The 16675-nt window shown below is 71.4% G+C and carries 15 protein-coding genes; 3 read left to right on the forward strand and 12 right to left on the reverse strand.

The window, feature by feature from the left end; all coding sequences use genetic code 11:
- Positions 1–51: 51 nt before the first annotated feature.
- Positions 52–1080 (forward strand): methyltransferase, encoded by a 1029-nt coding sequence (locus ACGFYN_RS35125; protein ID WP_393869993.1) that lies wholly within the window; start codon positions 52–54, stop codon positions 1078–1080.
- Positions 1081–1158: 78 nt separating this feature from the next.
- Here ACGFYN_RS35125 and ACGFYN_RS35130 read toward each other — a convergent pair whose 3' ends face one another.
- From ACGFYN_RS35130 to ACGFYN_RS35185, 12 genes are all read right to left on the reverse strand, one after another.
- Positions 1159–1491 (reverse strand): TcmI family type II polyketide cyclase, encoded by a 333-nt coding sequence (locus tag ACGFYN_RS35130; protein ID WP_393869994.1) that lies wholly within the window; start codon positions 1489–1491, stop codon positions 1159–1161.
- 21 nt (positions 1492–1512) lie between these two features.
- A complete protein-coding gene (locus tag ACGFYN_RS35135; RefSeq protein ID WP_393869995.1) occupies positions 1513–1992 on the reverse strand; it encodes an SRPBCC family protein in 480 nt (159 codons plus the stop codon).
- A 2-nt stretch (positions 1993–1994) separates the two neighbouring features.
- Positions 1995–2249 (reverse strand): acyl carrier protein, encoded by a 255-nt coding sequence (locus ACGFYN_RS35140; protein ID WP_393869996.1) that lies wholly within the window; start codon positions 2247–2249, stop codon positions 1995–1997.
- 35 nt (positions 2250–2284) lie between these two features.
- On the reverse strand, positions 2285–3526 hold the full coding sequence (locus tag ACGFYN_RS35145) for a ketosynthase chain-length factor (protein ID WP_393869997.1): 1242 nt from the start codon (positions 3524–3526) through the stop codon (positions 2285–2287).
- The gene (locus ACGFYN_RS35150; RefSeq protein WP_393869998.1) at positions 3523–4791 is read right to left on the reverse strand and encodes a beta-ketoacyl-[acyl-carrier-protein] synthase family protein; all 1269 of its coding nucleotides are present in this window, start codon (positions 4789–4791) and stop codon (positions 3523–3525) included. The genes ACGFYN_RS35145 and ACGFYN_RS35150 overlap by 4 nt, the downstream gene beginning before the upstream one ends.
- Positions 4788–5198 (reverse strand): cupin domain-containing protein, encoded by a 411-nt coding sequence (locus ACGFYN_RS35155; protein WP_393869999.1) that lies wholly within the window; start codon positions 5196–5198, stop codon positions 4788–4790. Before ACGFYN_RS35155 ends, ACGFYN_RS35150 begins: the two co-directional genes overlap by 4 nt.
- A gap of 67 nt (positions 5199–5265) precedes the next feature.
- Positions 5266–6408, reverse strand: coding sequence for a SchA/CurD-like domain-containing protein (locus ACGFYN_RS35160; protein WP_393870000.1), 1143 nt, complete (start codon positions 6406–6408; stop codon positions 5266–5268).
- 124 nt (positions 6409–6532) lie between these two features.
- Positions 6533–7237: a class F sortase gene (locus ACGFYN_RS35165; RefSeq protein WP_393870001.1), complete on the reverse strand. Its 705-nt coding sequence runs from the start codon at positions 7235–7237 to the stop codon at positions 6533–6535.
- Between the two features lie 113 nt (positions 7238–7350).
- Positions 7351–7845: a hypothetical protein gene (locus ACGFYN_RS35170; protein ID WP_393870002.1), complete on the reverse strand. Its 495-nt coding sequence runs from the start codon at positions 7843–7845 to the stop codon at positions 7351–7353.
- 162 nt (positions 7846–8007) lie between these two features.
- Positions 8008–9663 (reverse strand): FAD-dependent oxidoreductase, encoded by a 1656-nt coding sequence (locus tag ACGFYN_RS35175; protein WP_393870003.1) that lies wholly within the window; start codon positions 9661–9663, stop codon positions 8008–8010.
- 269 nt (positions 9664–9932) lie between these two features.
- Positions 9933–11195, reverse strand: a complete 1263-nt coding sequence (locus ACGFYN_RS35180) for an MFS transporter (protein WP_393870004.1) — start codon at positions 11193–11195, stop codon at positions 9933–9935.
- 101 nt (positions 11196–11296) lie between these two features.
- Positions 11297–14206, reverse strand: coding sequence for a BTAD domain-containing putative transcriptional regulator (locus ACGFYN_RS35185; protein WP_393870005.1), 2910 nt, complete (start codon positions 14204–14206; stop codon positions 11297–11299).
- A gap of 203 nt (positions 14207–14409) precedes the next feature.
- Here ACGFYN_RS35185 and ACGFYN_RS35190 point away from each other — a divergent pair, with 203 nt between their 5' ends.
- Together ACGFYN_RS35190 and ACGFYN_RS35195 are read left to right on the forward strand one after the other, a co-directional pair.
- Positions 14410–15186: an IclR family transcriptional regulator gene (locus ACGFYN_RS35190; RefSeq protein WP_393870006.1), complete on the forward strand. Its 777-nt coding sequence runs from the start codon at positions 14410–14412 to the stop codon at positions 15184–15186.
- 219 nt (positions 15187–15405) lie between these two features.
- Positions 15406–16542 carry a cytochrome P450 gene (locus ACGFYN_RS35195; protein ID WP_393870007.1) on the forward strand — a complete coding sequence of 379 codons (1137 nt, stop codon included), beginning with the start codon at positions 15406–15408 and terminating at the stop codon, positions 16540–16542.
- Positions 16543–16675 lie beyond the last annotated feature (133 nt).

Raw genomic sequence — 16675 nt, forward strand, 5'->3', positions numbered from 1 at the left:
TCACCCGTCATAGCCCCTTGTTGTGAACCCGGAGAAGGAAGGTAGCGGCCCATGACGACCGCACAGACCGCGCCGGCGCCGGCCATGCGGCTGAGGGAGCTCGCGTTCGCGGCGGCATGTGCCGCCGCCGTCCGCGCGGCCGCCCGGCTCGGCGTCCCCGACGCCCTCGGCGACAGCCCCATGACAGTCGAGGACCTGGCAGCCGCGGTGAAGGCCGAACCCCGGCCGCTACGACGGCTGTTGCGCACCCTGTCCTGCCACGACATCTTCACCGAGCTGCCGGACGGCACCTTCGCGCACAACGAGGTCTCCCGGCTGCTGCGCGAGGACGACCCGAACAGCCTGCGCGCCATCTCGCTGTGGTGCACCGAGCCGTGGACCTGGGACGCCTGGCCCAGGCTGGACGAGGCGGTGCGCACCGGGCGCAACGTCGTCGAGGACCTGTACGGCAAGGAGTTCTTCCCCTACCTCAACGAGGACGCCCCGGAGTCGGCGGACATCTTCAACCGGGCGATGACGACCTCGAGCGTGCAGTCGGCGCGTGATGTCGCCGAGTTCCTCGACCTGTCGGGGAGTTCGTCGGTGGCCGACCTGGGCGGCGGGCAGGGGCATGTGGTGGCGAGCCTGCTGGACAAGTACCCCTCGATGCACGGCACGTTGCACGATCTGCCTCGGGTGGTGGAGAACGCGGTGCCGCGGCTGCGCGAGGGCGGCGACCTCGCCGACCGGGTGCGGATCGTGCCCGGTGACGTGCGGGTGTCGGTGCCGGTCAAGGCCGACGTCTACGTCATCAAGAACATCCTGGAGTGGGACGACGAGAGCACGGCGCGCACGTTGCGCAACGTGCGTGAGGCGGGCGGCCCCGGTACCCGGGTCGTGGTCATCGAGAATCTCGTCGACGACTCGCCGTCGATGCGGTTCAGCACCGCGATGGACCTGCTGCTGCTCCTGAACGTCGGCGGGGCGAAGCACACCACGCAGAGCATGATCGACCGGTTGACCGAGGCGGGCCTGGTCATCGACGACATGCGGCCGGTCAACCCGTATCTGCACGCCTTCGACTGCCACGTGCCCGGCTGACAGCCGTTCGCGTACGAGACACCGGTGGCCGGATCCCGCAGCGTGGCGGGTCCGGCCACCGGTGATTGTCCGGCCTTGTCAGCGGGCCGGGTCGCGCTCCCAGAGGTAGAAGCGCTGCGCCATGGCGTCCTTGGGGGAACGCCAGGTGGCGGGGTCGTAGGCGCTGACGTAGGAGGACAGCCGTTCGCTGACGTCACGGAACTCGGGATGGTTCGTGACCTTGGCGATGGCGGGGCCGGGTTCGTGCTCGGACTCGACCAGGTGCATGTAGACGTCGCCGAACTGGAAGAGGCTGCGCCGGACCACCCCGACGAGGTGGGGCAGCTCTCCGCGGTCGGACTCGGCGAACACCTTGGCGATGTCGGGCGCCGATCCCGGCGCCATGCGGGCGACGATCAGGGCTTGGTGCATGGGAGTTGTCCTCCGTCCGGCTCAGCCGGTCAGGCCCGGCGTGGTGCCGCGCTCGGCGGCGGCCTTCTCGATGCGGTCCCGGATCAGGCCCATCTGGACCTTGGAGTTCCGGTTGATGTTGTCGGTCATCCAGGCGTCGTCGACCGGCGCTTCGGACTTCATCGCGAAGTCCTGCGTCCAGATCATCCGCGTGCCGCCGCGCACCTCTTCGTAGCGCCAGTGGATGTTCATGTGGTCGAAGGGGCCCGTCTCGACCCGGCGGGCGCGGACGGTGAGCGTGTCGCGGTCGGGCTCGCGCTCGGAGACCCAGCTCCACACGGTGCCGTTCTCGTCCGGGTGCATGGTCAGCCGGAAGGTGGTCTTGTTCCCCTCGCGGGAGAGGACCTCGACGGAGGCGTACTCGCTGAACAACTGGGTCCAGTTCTCCAGGTCGTTGGTCATGTCCCAGACCAGGTCCAGGGGGGCCGCGACGGTGATCTCGTTCTGGGTGTGTCCGGTCATTTTCACGCTCCTGTCATGAGGGCGGTGTTGACGAGGTCGAGGAACTGGCGGGGCGTCTTGGAGCGTTCGGCGTCCGGCGGCATCGGGGTGCCGTAGCGGTTCTCCAGTTCGCCGACGATGCCCAGCAGGCCGAGCGAGTCGACGCCGAGGGTGTCGAAGCCCGGGTTGGCGGCGCGGAGTTCGTCCGGGGCGACGGTGACTCCGGCGGACTTCTTCATGAGTTCGGCGAGCTCTTCGACGGTGATGCGATCGGTCATGGTCTTGTTCTCCTTCTCTGCTCAGCGGCGCCTTGTCAGGAGGCGTCGGTGACGCCGTGCCGAAGCACCAGCGCCGAGTTCGACCCCATGAGTCCCCGGCTCAGGACCAGCGCCGTGCGAAGTTCTGCGGTGCGGGCCCTGCCAGTGACGAGGTCGAGGTCATGGCAGATGTCGAAGACGTTGGGGGTGGGCGGGATCAGGCCGTGCTCCATGGCGAGCACGGCGGCGGCGGCGTCGAGCACGGGGGCTGCTCCGTAGCCGCGGCCGATCCCGGTCTTGGGTGCCGTGACCGGCACGCGGCTGCCGAGCACGTCGGCGATCGCGAGGGCCTCGGCGCGGTCGGCCTCCGGGACGCCGAGGGCGTCGGCGAAGACCACGTCGATCTCCTCGGGGGCGCAGCCGGCTTCGTCCAGGGCGCCCCGCATGGCGTGAGCAAGGCCGTGCCGGGACTCCTTCCAGCAGGAGGCGCCGGTGTAGGTGGCGGCGTGTCCGGCGATGACGGCCTGAACGCGGGCGCCGCGTTCGCGGGCGGTGTCCTCGTCCTCCACGACGAGCATGGCGCCGCCCTCGGCGGGCACGAATCCGCAGGCCGCGGAGGTGAACGGCCGGTAGGCGCGGGTGGGGTCGTCCGCGGTGCTCAGTTCGTCGTAGCCGAGCTGGCAGACCATGGAGTAGGGGGCGAGCGGCGCCTCGGTGGAGCCGGCCACGATGACGTCGGTGCCGCGGCGCACGGCCCGGGCCGCGTGGGCGAGGGCGTCCAGGCCGCCGGCCTCGTCGCTGGCGACGACGGAGCAGGGGCCCTTGAAGCCGCGCCGGATGGATATCTGGCCGGTGCTGGCGGCGTAGAACCAGGCGATGGACTGGTACGGGCCGACGAACCGGCTTCCCTTGCCCCACAGTTGCTGCAGTTCGCGCTGGCCGAACTCGCCGCCGCCGGAGCCGGCCGCGGTGACCACGCCCACGGAGAAGGGAGCGTCGTCGGTGAGGGTCCGGCCCAGGCGGGCGTCCGCCAGCGCGAGGTCGGCGGCGGCCATGGCGAAGTGCGTGAACCGGTCGGTCTGGACGAGGAAGCGCTCCTCCACCGCGGCCGAGGGATCGAAGTCGCGGACCTCGCCCGCCACCTTCAGCGGCAGGTCCTGGCAGCCCTCACGGGTGACCTTGTCCAGGACGGCGATGCCTTCCCGGGTGGCCTTCCAAAAGGTCTCCGTGCCCGCCCCGTTGGGGGCGATCACACCTATGCCGGTAACGGCCGCGCGCCGTGGATAGGGTTCGCTCATCGTGTCTCCTCCCTCGGCCGGGTCAGGACCACCGCGGACTGGAAGCCGCCGAACCCGCTGCCCACCGAGAGCACGCTGTTGAGCTTGCGGGCGCGGGCGACGCGCGGGACGTAGTCCAGGTCACACTCGGGGTCGGGGGTCTCGTAGTTGGCGGTCGGCGGCACGGTCTGGTGGGCCAACGCCAGGACGCAGGCGACGAGTTCGATCGCACCGATCGCGCCGAGGGAGTGGCCCACCATGGACTTGATGGAGCTCATCGGCGTGTCGTAGGCGTGCGGGCCCAGGGCCCGTTTGACCGCGGCGGTCTCGTGCCGGTCGTTCTGCTGGGTGCCCGAGCCGTGCGCGTTGACGTAGTCGATGGCCGTGCCGTCGAGCTGTGCGTGGTCGAGGGCGGCCTCGATGGCCTTGGCCATCTCCAGCCCCTCACGGGTCAGTCCGGTCATGTGGTACGCGTTGCCGAAGGTGGCGTAGCCGCCCAGCTCGCAGTACACGTGGGCACCGCGGGCCCGGGCGTGTTCGAGCTCTTCGAGGACGAGTACGGCGCCGCCCTCCCCCATCACGAACCCGTTGCGGTCGGCGTCGAAGGGACGCGAGGCGTGGGCGGGGTCGTCGTTGTTGGGTGAGGTGGCCTTGATGGCGTCGAAGCAGGCCATGGTGATCGGGGAGATCGGCGAGTCCGAGGCGCCCGCGATGCATATGTCGGCCCGGCCCTCCTCGACGGTGTGGAAGGCGTAGCCGACCGCGTCGAGCCCGGAGGTGCAGCCGGTGGAGACGGTCTGCACGGGGCCGCGGGCCCCGAACTCCTCCGCCACCGTCGCGGCCAGCGTGCTGGGCGCGAAGGCTCGGTGCAGATGCGGCTCGGCCCGGCGGGGGTCCACGTCCCAGCGCTGGCCGTGGTGGCTGACCAGCACGTAGTCGTGCTCCAGCCGTGTGGTGCCGCCGACCGCGGTGCCCAGCGACACCCCGATCCGCCAGGGGTTCTCCCGCTCGAAGTCGAGGCCGGCGTCCCGGACCGCTTCCGTGCCCGCGGCCAGGGCGAACTGTATGTAGCGGTCGCAGCGCGCGCTCTGTTCGGCGTCCAGTCCGGCGGCGGCCGGGTCGAAGTCGCATTCGGCGGCGATGCGTGAGCGCAGTCCCGCCGGGTCGAAGAACGTGATGCCCCGCGTCGCGGTGCGCCCGGCGGCCAGCAGATCCCAGAACGCCGGTACGCCGATACCGCCCGGGGCGACGATGCCTATGCCGGTGACGGCCACCCGTCTGGTCATGAATGGACCTCGGCGACGGTTTCGGTCTCCTCGGTGTCGACGTGGCCCAGCTGCGGGCGCGGGGCCAGCGGGCCGAGGTGGAAGACCATGCGGGCCTCCACGTTGCCGACGTTGCGGAAGCGGTGGCGCATGTGGGCGGGGATCATCAGCCCCTGCTCGGGCCGCAGCGGGTGGGGGACGCCGTCCAGGTCCACCTCCAGCTCGCCGCACAGGACGTACACGAACTCCTCGGAGTAGGGGTGGTAGTGCTCACCGATGCGATCGCCGGGCTCGACGATGGCGACGCCCATGAAGCCGCTGGTGGAGCCGACGGTGGCGGGGGTGAGCATGGCGCGCAGATCGCCGCCGCGCCGGCGGTTGGGCTCGACCTCGCTGAGATCCACGATTCTGGGACGGTCTGTGATCACGGCGTTCCTCCGTTCAGGTCCTGCATCGACGTGGGGGGTGTGGCCGCTTGGGCCGGATGAGGGTGCATCAGGCCTCGGGCGAGCGGCGGTCGGTGACGAGATCCATCCGGGCGAGCCGGACGAGACGGGCGAGCTCGGCGTCCTTGGGTGCGGACACGTCGGCGGCAAGCGTCGTCAGCTCGGCCACCTGCGCGGGGTCCGCGAGGCCGAGGATCAGGGCGGGGTCGGCGCCGTCGAGTCCGCCGCGCACGTCGATCAGCCGGACGACGACGTCGTCGCGCTGGAAGATCGTGCTGCGCACGACCGGGCTCAGCGGGTCGTCCGCCGCGGCCACGTCCTGGTGGGCCAGCAGCTCGGCCAGGCGCATGCCGCGGTCGGCCTTGACCGGGTAGGACAGGGCGTACCGCTCCGCCTGCCCCTGCTGCCCCTCGGCGGTCACATGATGGACGGCGGGCAGCGCGGCCCGGGTGAAGAAGACGCGCGCGGACTCGGGGTCGTCGAGGTCCCGGTCCTGCTCCAGGTAGGGGTTGACGGCCTCCTCCACGGCGCGGATCTCGGGCTGGCGGGCGACGTGGCGCAGCGCGGCGAGCAGGTCACCGCGCACCTCGATGGCCCGCACGACCCGGTTGCCGTGCATGAACAGGGAGGTGCGGCACAGCCGGGTGGCGTCGTCGACCTTCGGCTCGGGCGAGGCGTAGTCGGAGAGGATCTTGGCGACCTTGTCCTCACTGCCCGGCTTGACGGTGAAGGTGAGCGCGTGCCGGATCAGGCCGTCGCCGATCCGGGGCGCCGACTGCAGCCGGCGCTCGGCCGCCTCGGTGACCACCTTCGGGTCGCCGGTCTCTCGCACGATGTGGAAGCGCAGCGAGCGGGTGTCGCGGACACAGCTGTGCAGCGGCTCCACCATCCGCACGTGCTCCTCGCTGTTGACCCAGGCGAGGAAGGGCGGGGCGCTCTCCCACTCGCTGGTGATCAGCCACTGCGAGGGGTTCTCGATGGACTGGCACAGCTGGTCGCTGACGTGTCCGGGGACGGAGGCGACCTGGTTGCACAGGAGCTCGTAGGCCTCCAGGAACTGCTGCTGGGCACCGTCGTAGACGTCCACCAGCAGCACGACCCGCAGTCGGGAGCCGTCGAACACGGACTGCGAGACTCGGGGCGAGACCTGGCTGGTCGGGGAACCGGAAACACGTTCCGACGTGGTGGTCATCCTGCGCACATCTCCTTCGGGGCGGAAGTGGTCTCTTCGGCCGCGGTGATGCGGCGTCAGCGTTTCTCGATCGTGTGCCCGTGCCCGCGAGCCCGCGACTCGGATGCACTACGCGGGTGATCTCTCAGATGAGCCGGGCGAAGACCACGAGGTTGTCGGTGTAGTCGTGCGCCGAATGGTCGTAGTCGCCCGCGCAGGTGATCAGCCGTGCTTCGGCGCGCGGGGTGTCGTCGTAGACGCGGTCGCTGGGGAAGTCGGACTTCTCGAAGGTCTCCGTGTCGTAGACCTGGAAGGTCGCGGTGGTGCCGTCGGCCCGGTCGACGTAGAAGACGTCGTTCTTCTTGAGCTCGCTGAGGTTGGCGAAGACGGCCGCGGACGTCTTGGTGTCGACGTGCCCGGCGATGACCGCGGTGCCCGTCTCGCCGGGTGCGGAGCCCTTGACGTGCCAGCCGACGAGGTTGGTGTCGGCGGCGGGCGGCGGCTCCAGCTGGCCGCTGGCGTTGAGGTGGAGGTCGGTGAAGGGGGCGTCGACCCAGATCTTCGGGATCCGCAGGCGCACGGGTTCCGACCGGGGCATGTGTTTGCCGACCGGCTGACCGGGATCGGTGGTGGACCGCGGGGAGGAGGTCGCGGCGGACTGCGGGGCCGCCGCGGCCGGACGCGGCGCACCGGCCGGACTGGAGGAGCCGGCGGAGTCGCCGTGGCCGTTGAGCAGGCCGGCGATCAGGACCAGGCCGGCCGCCGCGCACATCATCAGCGCCCCGGAGCGGGAGGAGCCCGGTGCGCCGGGGGCCGGTTCGTCGTCGGTGGAGGAAGAGGGTTGTGCCATCGGAGACCACCTCACTGGCACGGCAGCGGCGGATGGGGTGCGGGGACAGCGCGCCGGGCCGCCACTCGGGGCACGGGTGGCGGCCGCGGCTGCGCTATCGCATCCGGCACAGGTCAGGCCGGGCTTCCGACCGGCCTCTTGCGACGGATCGCGTACAGGCCGGTGGCCGCCACCGCCAGCACGGCCAGGCCGCCGGCGGTCGCCGTCGGAGCGGCCAGTGCCCCACCGCCGGTGTGCATCCCGCCGCTGGGCTTCTCGTGCCCGCCGCCGCCCCAGGAGTCGTTGCCGCCGCCGCTGTCACGGTCGCCGCCGCCCCAGTCGCTCTTGCCGCCGCCGTCGTTGTCCTTGTAGGTGTCGGGGTCCGTCTTCGGATCCCGCGAGCTGCCCCAGTCGTCGTGGTCGTTCACCGCGGTCAGCGCACCTCCACCGGTGTGCATGCCGCCGTGCGGAGACTCGTGCTGTCCGTGCTCCTTGCCGGACGAGGATCCGTCGCTGTACGAAGAGTCGTCGTGATCCCAATTGCCACCGGCGGCGTACGCGCCAGGGGCACCGAAGGCCAGGGCGGCGGAGGCCGCCGCTGTAGCCAGGATCATGCGAGCAGAGCGCATCTGATGGTCCTTCCGTCACGGCCCGGCAGCTGGGACTTGGTCAGCTGTCTTGACCGGGCCCCGACGTGATCCACCGTCAGTCAGGCGCGTCGCGGCCACCAGTCGGGACGATCAGGCGGGTGAAGCGGCCAGGCTTCACCCGTGACTCCGCTCATCGGGTGATCAAGACAGTGCCAGGGTCTCCTTGAGGACCTCGCGCAGCACGGATTCGGCGTCCGCGACGGGGCCGGCCGAGCGCCAGGCGACGAACCCGTCCGGGCGAACGAGGACGGCACCCCCGCGGGTGATGCCGTGGGCCTCGGCCCAGTCCGCGTCACCGTCGGTGACCAGGTCTGCTCCGGTTCCGGTGCCCACGCGGTAGGAGGTGAGCGGGATGGGGATGTCCTGGGCCAGCCGGGTGGCGGCGCGGTGCCAGCCGCTCGGATCACCGGCGTCGCCGAGCAGCACCGGGGTGCGCTCGTACAGGTCGAGGGTGGAGACCCTCTCCTCCCCGCGCCGCACCCACAAGTGGGGCGCCCGGCTGCCGGGCTCGCCGCTCAGGTCGAGATTTTCCGGTACGACCGCCGCCGTCAGGTCGGCGCCGACGACCGCACCCTGCGGATAGCGGTAGCCGAGCGCCACGTTGAGGATGCCGCGCTGGCGGCCGCCGCCGGCGCCGGGCGGCGGGGTGAATCCGGGGTGGCTGTGCTCGGCCGAACGGTGGGCGGCGCGGGCGCTGGTCGCCTCCGCGACCGGGCGGCGCTCGGCGTCGTAGGAATCCAGCAGCCCCTCCCCCGCCCAGCCGCCGAGGACCGCGGCCAGTTTCCAGGCGAGGTTGTGGGCGTCCTGGATGCCGGTGTTGGAGCCGAAGGCGCCGGTGGGTGACATCTCGTGGGCGGAGTCGCCGGCCAGGAAGACGCGGCCGGCGCGGTAGCTGCGGGCGACGCGTTGGGCGGCGTGCCAGGGGGCCCGGCCGGTGATCTCCACGTCGAGGTCGGCCACCCCGACCGCGCGGCGGATGTGCTCGGTGCATCGCTCGTCGGTGAACTCCTCGAGGGTTTCGCCGAGTTCGGGGTGCCAGGGGGCGTGGAAGACCCAGTTCTCGCGGTTGTCCACGGGCAGCAGGGCGCCGTCGGCGTCCGGGCTGGTGAGGTAGCAGACGATGAAGCGGCGCTCGCCCACCACGTCGGCCAGCGCGCGGGAGCGGAAGGTGACGCTGACGTTGTGGAACAGGTCGCCGGGCCCGCTCTGGCCGATGCCGAGCTGTTCGCGGACGGGGCTGCGGGGGCCGTCGGCGGCGACGAGGTAGTCCGCGTGGACGGTGGTGTGCTCGCCGGTCTCGCGGCTCTTGACCACGGCGGTGACACCGGTGGCGTCGCCGTCGAAGGACATCAGCTCGGTGGAGAAGCGCAGGTCGCCGCAGAGCCTCTTGGCGTGCTCCAGCAGGACGGGCTCCAGGTCGTTCTGGCTGCACAGGCACCAGCCGCTGGGGCTGAAGCGGGCCAGCCCGCCGCCGGGGTCGATCTCCTTGAACAGCCACTCGCCGGCGTCGCCGACCAGAGTGGGCGTCTGCAGGATGCCGTGGTTGTCGGCGAGGGTGGCGGCGGCTTCATGGATGCCCGCCTCGACACCGGCCACGCGGAACACTTCCATCGTGCGGACGTTGTTGCCGCGGCCGCGCGGGTGGATGGAGGTGCCGGAGTGCCGCTCCACCAGCAGGTGGCGCACGCCGAGCCGGCCCAGGAACAGCGAGGTCGACAGGCCGACCAGGGAACCTCCGACGACGATCACCGGGACCCTGAGGGTGTCGTGGTCGGCCTGATCGGCTCGTTCGTTCATCACTCTCCGCCTCCAGCACGTCGTCATGGCAGCCGCCCGGCGCGGGCCGGGGTCCTCATGCATGCCCCACAAAACTGACGGCGCCTCAGTCTTCACCCGGCTGGCACCCGGTGGGCGGCGCAAAGTGCGTAGCTGACGGCGTGTGAGTACGACGGAGGGCGGCAAGGCAAGCAGCGACACTCCGGCCTGACGGCCCGTTGGGCCGGATCCGTTTCTACGGGGCTGCCGTCATGGCGTGCTGCCGTGATGCTGTGCCGCTGCGCTGGGCGCTAGGCGGTGTCCGCGGCTGCCTGGCTGGGGGCCTGGGTGCCCGCGGTGCCGAAGCGGATGCCCTTGGCCTCCTTGCCGACGGCGCTCAGGACGATGACCGCGACGAGGGCGGGCACCACGGTCCAGGTCATCGCCGCCGGATAGCCGTGGTGGTCGGCGATTGCTTCCTGGACGGGCAGGTTCAGGGCGGCGATGAGGTTCCCGAGTTGGTAGGTGACGCCGGGGTAGAAGCCGCGGATGGCGTCGGGGCTCATCTCCGTCAGGTGCGCGGGGATCACGCCCCAGGCTCCCTGGACGCACACCTGCATCAGGAAGGAGGACAGCATGAGCCAGCCCACGGTCGTGGACAGCACGAAGAAGGGCACGATCACGAGTCCGCCGGCCGCGGCGATCATGATCGTGCGGCGGCGGCCGAGTTTCTCCGAGGCGGCGCCGAGCATGGCGCCGCCGATCATGGCGCCGATGTTGTAGACGATCGCGATGGCGATGGAGGTGTCCGGGGACAGGCCCAGGCCCTTCTTGACGAAGGTCGGGTAGACGTCCTGAGTGCCGTGGGACATCCAGTTGAAGGCTGTCATCAGCGCCACGAGATAGACGAAGCGCTTGAGCACCGCGGGGTTCTTGAAGACCTGGTAGGCGGGGGTGCGGTTGGCCTTGACGCTCTTCTCCCACACCTCGCTCTCCTCGACCCGGCTGCGCACCCACAGGGCGACGAGGGCGGGGATCAGGCTGAAGGCGAACAGGCCGCGCCAGCCGAAGGTGGGCTCGATGCCGAAGAACGCCACGGCGGCGAGCAGGTAGCCCAGCGAGTAGCCGCTCTGCAGCAGGCCGGACCAGAAGCCGCGCCGCTCGGCGGGGATCTTCTCCATGGCCAGCGCCGCGCCCAGGCCCCACTCGCCGCCCATGCCGATGCCGTAGAGCAGGCGCAGGACCAGCAGGACGGCGTAGTTGGGGGCGAAGGCGCAGGCGAAGCCGACGATCGAGTAGAACATCACGTCGACCATGAGCGGGATGCGGCGGCCCTTGCGGTCGGCCCACATGCCGAAGATGAGAGCGCCGACCGGGCGCATCATGAGCGTCGCGGTGGTCAGGAAGGCCATGTCGGTCAGGGAGACGTCGAAGTCGTCGGCGATCTCGCTGTAGACGAGGACCACGAGGAAGTAGTCGAAAGCGTCCATCGCCCAGCCCAGATAGGCGGCGACGAAGGCGTTGCGCTGATCCTTGGTGAGTCCTGTTGCCTGTTCCCGGACGGTCTTCAGCATGCACGTCCTCCCGCGGTTCGAAGATCACGCTAGGCGCGGGCGGTGCGGCCGACAATGCAAAGACCGGCAAAGTGCACACCACAATTCACTAAAACCATCACTCAGTTTGCGTGTGTTGTGAGCTTGTTTCGCAGCATGTCGGCCTCGGGGAGGCCGAGTTCGTCGAAGAGGTCCAGGGCCTGCTTCCAGGAGTCGAGCGCGGAGGCGGACTCGCCCGCTTCCGCGTAGGTGTCGCCGAGGTAGCTCAGGCCTATGGCCTCGCTGCGGCGGTCACCCGTCTTGCGGAACAGGGCCAGGGCCCGGTCGTAGCAGTCGACGGCGGTGGCGTGGCGGCCCAGGTGGCGGTGGATGTAGCCGAGGCTGTCCCAGGTGTGGGCCTGGCCGCTGAGGTCGCCGGTCGCCTGGACCAGCGGCAGGGCCCGTTGGCAGTAGTCGAGTGCCTGGCGCAGTTCGCCGAGTTCGGCGAGGTACCAGCCGAGGTCGTTGAGGGCGACCGCCTGGCCGCCGCGGTCGTGGGCGAGCAGGAAGTGCTCCAAAGCGCGCCGCGAGTGGTGCAGTGCCTCGCGGGTCGCTCCGTGCGCCCAGGCCATCTTGGCCAGGTTCTGGCAGGTGCGGGCCTGACCGGCGTGGTTGTCCAGCTGCCGGAACAGGTCCAGGGCGCGGGTGAAGTGATGGCGGGCTCCTTGCGGGTCGCGCAGTTGGAAGCGGGCGAGTCCCAGGCCACGGTGGCCGGCCGCCTGTCCGGCCAGGTCTTCCTGATGCGTGGCCGTGCGCAGGGCGGCGGCGTGGACGTCGGTGAGGGCCTGCCAGTTGCCCTGGCGTTCCAGGAAGGTGGTCAGGGTCGCGGCGAACTGCCAGGTGTAGGACTCGAATCCGGCGGGCGGGCGCTCCACGGCGGAGAGCAGGACCGGCTGTTCGGTGATCAGCCATGCCCACGCTTCGTCGTGGTCGGCGAGTTGGCGGGGCAGGGAGCCGGGCTCCGCCGGCTGCAGCTGCATCGGGTGGCGGCGGCGGGTCAGCAGGGAGTCGGCCGCGTACGTCGTGTGCAGGTAGTGGTCCAGGACGCGACGGGTCGCGGCCCGCACCGCGGCAGTGGTGTCGTGCTCGGCGGCCAGTTCGACGGCGTAGGCGCGCAGCAGGTCGTGGCAGGTGTAGCGGCCGGGAACGTGCTCGATCAGCAGGCAGGCGGTGGTCAATTCCCGTACGGACTCCGGAACTTGCGTGACGCACACGCCGGCGAGTGCGGCCAGGGACGCCAGGTCGGCGTCCGGGCCGGGATGCAGGCCCAGGAACCGGAACAGCCGTGCCGCCTCCTGGCTGAGGGTCTGGTACGACCAGTGGAAGACCGTGCGGACGGCCGTGGCCGGGTCGCCGGTGTCCAGCGGGTCCAAGATGCGTTCGGCGGTGCGCAGTTCGTCGGCGAAGACGGCCAGTGGTTCGGCGGGTCGGGCGGCGGCGCGGGCGGCGACGACCCCGAGCGCGAGCGGCAGCCCGGCGCAGCGCACGACGATCTCGTCGACCGCGGCGGCCTCGGCTGCCACCCGTGCGGCGCCCAGGCGGGCGGCGAGCAGATCTCGGCACTCCTCGGCGCTGAGCAGGTCCAGGGCGAGCAGCTGCGCCCCCTCCGCGACGGCGAGTCCGGTCAGGGGGCTGCGGCTGGTGACCAGCGCCAGGCAGCCGGCCGCCGCGGGCAGCAGCGGCCGTACCTGATCGGCGTCTCGGGCGTTGTCGAGCACGACCAGGACCCGGCGGCCGCTCAACAGGCTGCGATACAGGCCCACTTGGGCGTCGAGTGACTCCGGTACGCGGGTGGCGGGCACCCCCAGGGCGTCGAGCAGGCCGCGCACGGCGCGGTCCGGAGGCAGGGGCGCGCCGCTCGGGTCGAAGCCGCGCAGGTTCAGATACAGCTGTCCGTCGGGGAAGGCCGAGCGCCGGTGCCGCGCCCAGTGCACCGCGAGTGCGGACTTGCCCACGCCGCCCATGCCCGACAGGGCCGACACGACGACGGCGGCGGGGCGCTGCGCGAGGTCGGTCAGCACGGTGTCCAAGCGACCGAGTTCGTCGATGCGGCCGGTGAAGCCCTTTGTGCCAGCCGGGAGTTGGGCGGGAATGGTGTGTGCGGCTGCGGATGTCATGGGGGCCTGTGATGCCGGTGGGTCCGTGAGGGGAGCCGCGGACAGGGGTGGTGGAAGGGCGGGTGAAGCGGTCGCAGGTGCGGGGGCCGCCTCGTGGTCGGGTGCACGGCCGTGTTGCGCGGGGCGCTCGCGCAGGATCTCCTGGTGCAACTCCCACAGCCGGCGCCCGGGTTCCGTGCCGAGCTCCTCCACCAGGCGTCGCCTGGTCTGGGCGTAGCAGCGCAGTGCCTCGCCGCTGTCACCGGTGGCGTGCAGGGCCCGCATGAGGGCTTCCGCCAGGGGCTCGGTGAGCGGGTACTCCCCCAGCAGGTCGGTCAACTCGCCCACCACGGCGGCCGGATCACCGCCGTTGATCTCCATGTCCGCCAGGCGCAGGACGGCGTCGACGCGCTGGCGGCGCCAGGTCTCGCGCATCCGGGCGGGCCAGGTCCCGGTCAGGCCGGCGAAGGGCTCGCCGCGCCACAGGCCGAGCGCTTCGCGCAGCAGCGCGACGCGTGTGCGGTCGGGCCGTGCGCTGTCGCGGGCCTGCGCGGCCAGGCGCTGGAAGCGGTGCAGGTCGACCTGGTCGGGGTCGAGGTCGAGCTGGTAGCCGCCGGAGCGGCGCAGCACGGGTAATCGCCCGTCACCGCCGTCGTCCAGGCGTTCCGCGAGGCGCCGGATGCGCGCGATGTGCGCGTACAGGGCGCGGCGCGCGCCCTCCGGCGGATCCGTGCCCCAGATCCGGTCGATGAGCACCTCGACCGGTACGGGCCGACCGGTGTCCACGGCCAACGCGGCCAGCACGGCTCTGCGTTGGGGCGGACCCAGATCGATCGGTGCTTCCCGTACCAGGACTTCCACAGGTCCCGACAGACACAGCCGTAGCATCGCACCCATCCCCCGTTCACATCTCCTCCACAGTCGTCGCATATGCGCGAGCAGGGCGACAAGCTTTCGGCAAAATCTCGGCCCAACCCCGGCCTCCACTCTGAGGCGAGCAGCGCATGCGCCGTCCTCACGACGCGGCGCCCGCGACCCGCGGACCTGACCACACGCGGCTCACACGTGAACACGGGGGTTGACACGTGCATCGAACCAACATGGCGACTGCGACCGCCTCGGCACCTGCCGAGAGGGGACCACTGAGTTCGGCGGCGTCGACCGACCGGGACGCGGCACTGTCCGCGACGGCCGGACGCGGCGTCCTGGAAGGCGCCTTCGCCCTGCTGAACGCCCTGCATCAGGAGGGACACGCGGGCGTCACCTCGCTGGCCTCGGCGTGCGGTCTGCCCAAGACGACCGCGTACCGCCTCCTCGACCAACTCGTGGAACTGGGGGCCGTCGAACGCAGTGCGGGCCACTACCGCATCGGAGGGGGCATGTTCCGCCTGGGCCACGGCTGGCAGCCGCACCCGGGCCTGCGCGCGGCCGTGCAGCGGCCGATGCGGCGGCTGGCGGCCGCCACCGGCACGACGGTCGCCCTGTCCGTACTCCACCAGGGCCAGACGCTGATCATCGACTGGACGACCCCGGCCGACCAGCCCTTCCCGCTGCCCGACGGCCGGCAGATCTGGCCCTGGCACACGGCCTCCGGCAAACTCCTGGCGGCCTGGGCCGACCCACGTCTGCCACTGGGCCCACTGCCGCGGACCTGGCCGGACGAGGCCCTACGCATCCGGGAGCGCGGGACCGCCTACGACCGGGAGGAGGTCCTGGAAGGGGTGTGCTGCGCCGCCGTACCCGTCCACGCGGCCGACGGCACACCGGTCGCGGCCCTGAGCATTCTCACCGACCCCGACCACCACCTGGAGCGCCTCGCCGAGACGGCACGGCGCGCGGCATCCGCCATCACTGCGGGGCTCGGGCGCCGACGGTGACGCCACCCGAACCGGTCCGCCACCGCGGTCGACGGCGGCGGTTCGCCGTTCCGCTCAGCGGCACAGCACGCGACAAGGCCACGGCCGCTCAGCAGGCTGAGTCCGTAGGCCGAAGCGCCACGCGCACCGCACGGAGCCGACGCCCCGCGATCCGGACAAGGACCGCGCGCTGTACATCCACCACCGGAGGGCCTCATGGAGTCGTCGCGGGTACACGCTGTGAACGGCCCGTTGGCCCTGCTCCAGGCCGAGTTCGACGGCACCCACGACGTGTGGCGCTCGGCCATGGGCGGGGTGTGCGTGGCCAATCCCGAGGCAGCCCGGGCGGTGATGGGCAACCGGCAAGCGGCCGTCGCGGAGACCTCCGACTTCTACCAGAACCGGCACGGCGTCTTCGGGCCGCGATCCGCACAGGTCGCCATCGGGCGCGCGGCCCGCGAGCTCATACGGCGCCATCTCGACGCGCGGCGTGGGGACTTGCCCCGGCTGGTGGCCGAGCGGCTCGCACCGCACAGCGAATGGCCGGACGCCGGCAACCTGCTCGTCCTGCGGCACCTGCACGACGTGCTGCTGCACCCGGACGCGCCCGCCCACCTGCACCGGACCGTCGAGGCGATCGTCGCCCGCGCGGTACTGGCAGGTGCGCGACGGCGCCACTCGCTCCCGTCCCGGCTGCTCTTCCGCCGTCGCGCGCTGCTGGCCCTGCGCACGGAGATGAGCGCCCGGCGGGAGGAGCAGAGGTCGCGCGGTGGCCCCTCCAAACCGCGCGACCTCGTCGACGTCGTCGTCGACGAAAGTGACCCCAGGGCCGACCCGGAGGATCTCGTCGAGGTCTACCTGTCCTTCCTGTTCGCCACGGTCGGCTCGATCGGCTTCGCGCTGGGCTGGTCGGTGTACCTGCTGGGCACGCACCCGAACTCCCAGGTGAAGGAACCGAGTTGGACGGTTCGCGAGGCCCTGCGGCTGTGGCCGGTGGCGTGGCTGTTCGCCCGCACGCCGAACCGGGAGCAGGCGCTGGGCGGGACACGGGTGACGCCGCGGGACCGGCTGATGGTGTGCAGCTATCTCGTGCACCGGCACCCCGACTACTGGGAGCGGCCTGACGAGTTCGTGCCGCAGCGCTGGGCGGCGGGCGTGCCCGACGGGGCCTACCTGCCGTTCGGACTCGGGCCGCACACCTGCGCCGGCGCGACCATCACCGTGCGGCTGCTGGAAGACCTCGTAGCACTCCTGACCCGTCACTGGCGTGTGTCGGTCACTCAAGACGGCGGCGGGCCCCAGGTGGGTCCGGCGCTGGCTCCGCCGCGTTTCACCGCGGCGCTGAGCCCGAACGACGGCTGTCCCGGAAGGAGGTGAACCCGCATGCGCGCGCTGTATCTCAAGGCGAAGTCGGTCCTCAACATCCGAGGCCAGTACGAGTACTTCTGGTACCTGTACCACCACATCTGACCGGCCCTGCGCGGGGAGGCGCCGCACGGTCGGCTCCCCG

The organism is Streptomyces sp. NPDC048419 (genome assembly GCF_043200415.1).
Classification (GTDB): domain Bacteria; phylum Actinomycetota; class Actinomycetes; order Streptomycetales; family Streptomycetaceae; genus Streptomyces.

Coding starts and splice junctions, on each gene's coding strand:
- ACGFYN_RS35125 (WP_393869993.1), top strand. CDS start 52: ATGACGACCGCACAGACCGCGCCGGCGCCGGCCATGCGGCTGAGGGAG.
- ACGFYN_RS35130 (WP_393869994.1), bottom strand. CDS start 1,491: ATGCACCAAGCCCTGATCGTCGCCCGCATGGCGCCGGGATCGGCGCCC.
- ACGFYN_RS35135 (WP_393869995.1), bottom strand. CDS start 1,992: ATGACCGGACACACCCAGAACGAGATCACCGTCGCGGCCCCCCTGGAC.
- ACGFYN_RS35140 (WP_393869996.1), bottom strand. CDS start 2,249: ATGACCGATCGCATCACCGTCGAAGAGCTCGCCGAACTCATGAAGAAG.
- ACGFYN_RS35145 (WP_393869997.1), bottom strand. CDS start 3,526: ATGAGCGAACCCTATCCACGGCGCGCGGCCGTTACCGGCATAGGTGTG.
- ACGFYN_RS35150 (WP_393869998.1), bottom strand. CDS start 4,791: ATGACCAGACGGGTGGCCGTCACCGGCATAGGCATCGTCGCCCCGGGC.
- ACGFYN_RS35160 (WP_393870000.1), bottom strand. CDS start 6,408: ATGACCACCACGTCGGAACGTGTTTCCGGTTCCCCGACCAGCCAGGTC.
- ACGFYN_RS35165 (WP_393870001.1), bottom strand. CDS start 7,237: ATGGCACAACCCTCTTCCTCCACCGACGACGAACCGGCCCCCGGCGCA.
- ACGFYN_RS35170 (WP_393870002.1), bottom strand. CDS start 7,845: ATGCGCTCTGCTCGCATGATCCTGGCTACAGCGGCGGCCTCCGCCGCC.
- ACGFYN_RS35175 (WP_393870003.1), bottom strand. CDS start 9,663: ATGAACGAACGAGCCGATCAGGCCGACCACGACACCCTCAGGGTCCCG.
- ACGFYN_RS35180 (WP_393870004.1), bottom strand. CDS start 11,195: ATGCTGAAGACCGTCCGGGAACAGGCAACAGGACTCACCAAGGATCAG.
- ACGFYN_RS35185 (WP_393870005.1), bottom strand. CDS start 14,206: ATGGGTGCGATGCTACGGCTGTGTCTGTCGGGACCTGTGGAAGTCCTG.
- ACGFYN_RS35190 (WP_393870006.1), top strand. CDS start 14,410: ATGGCGACTGCGACCGCCTCGGCACCTGCCGAGAGGGGACCACTGAGT.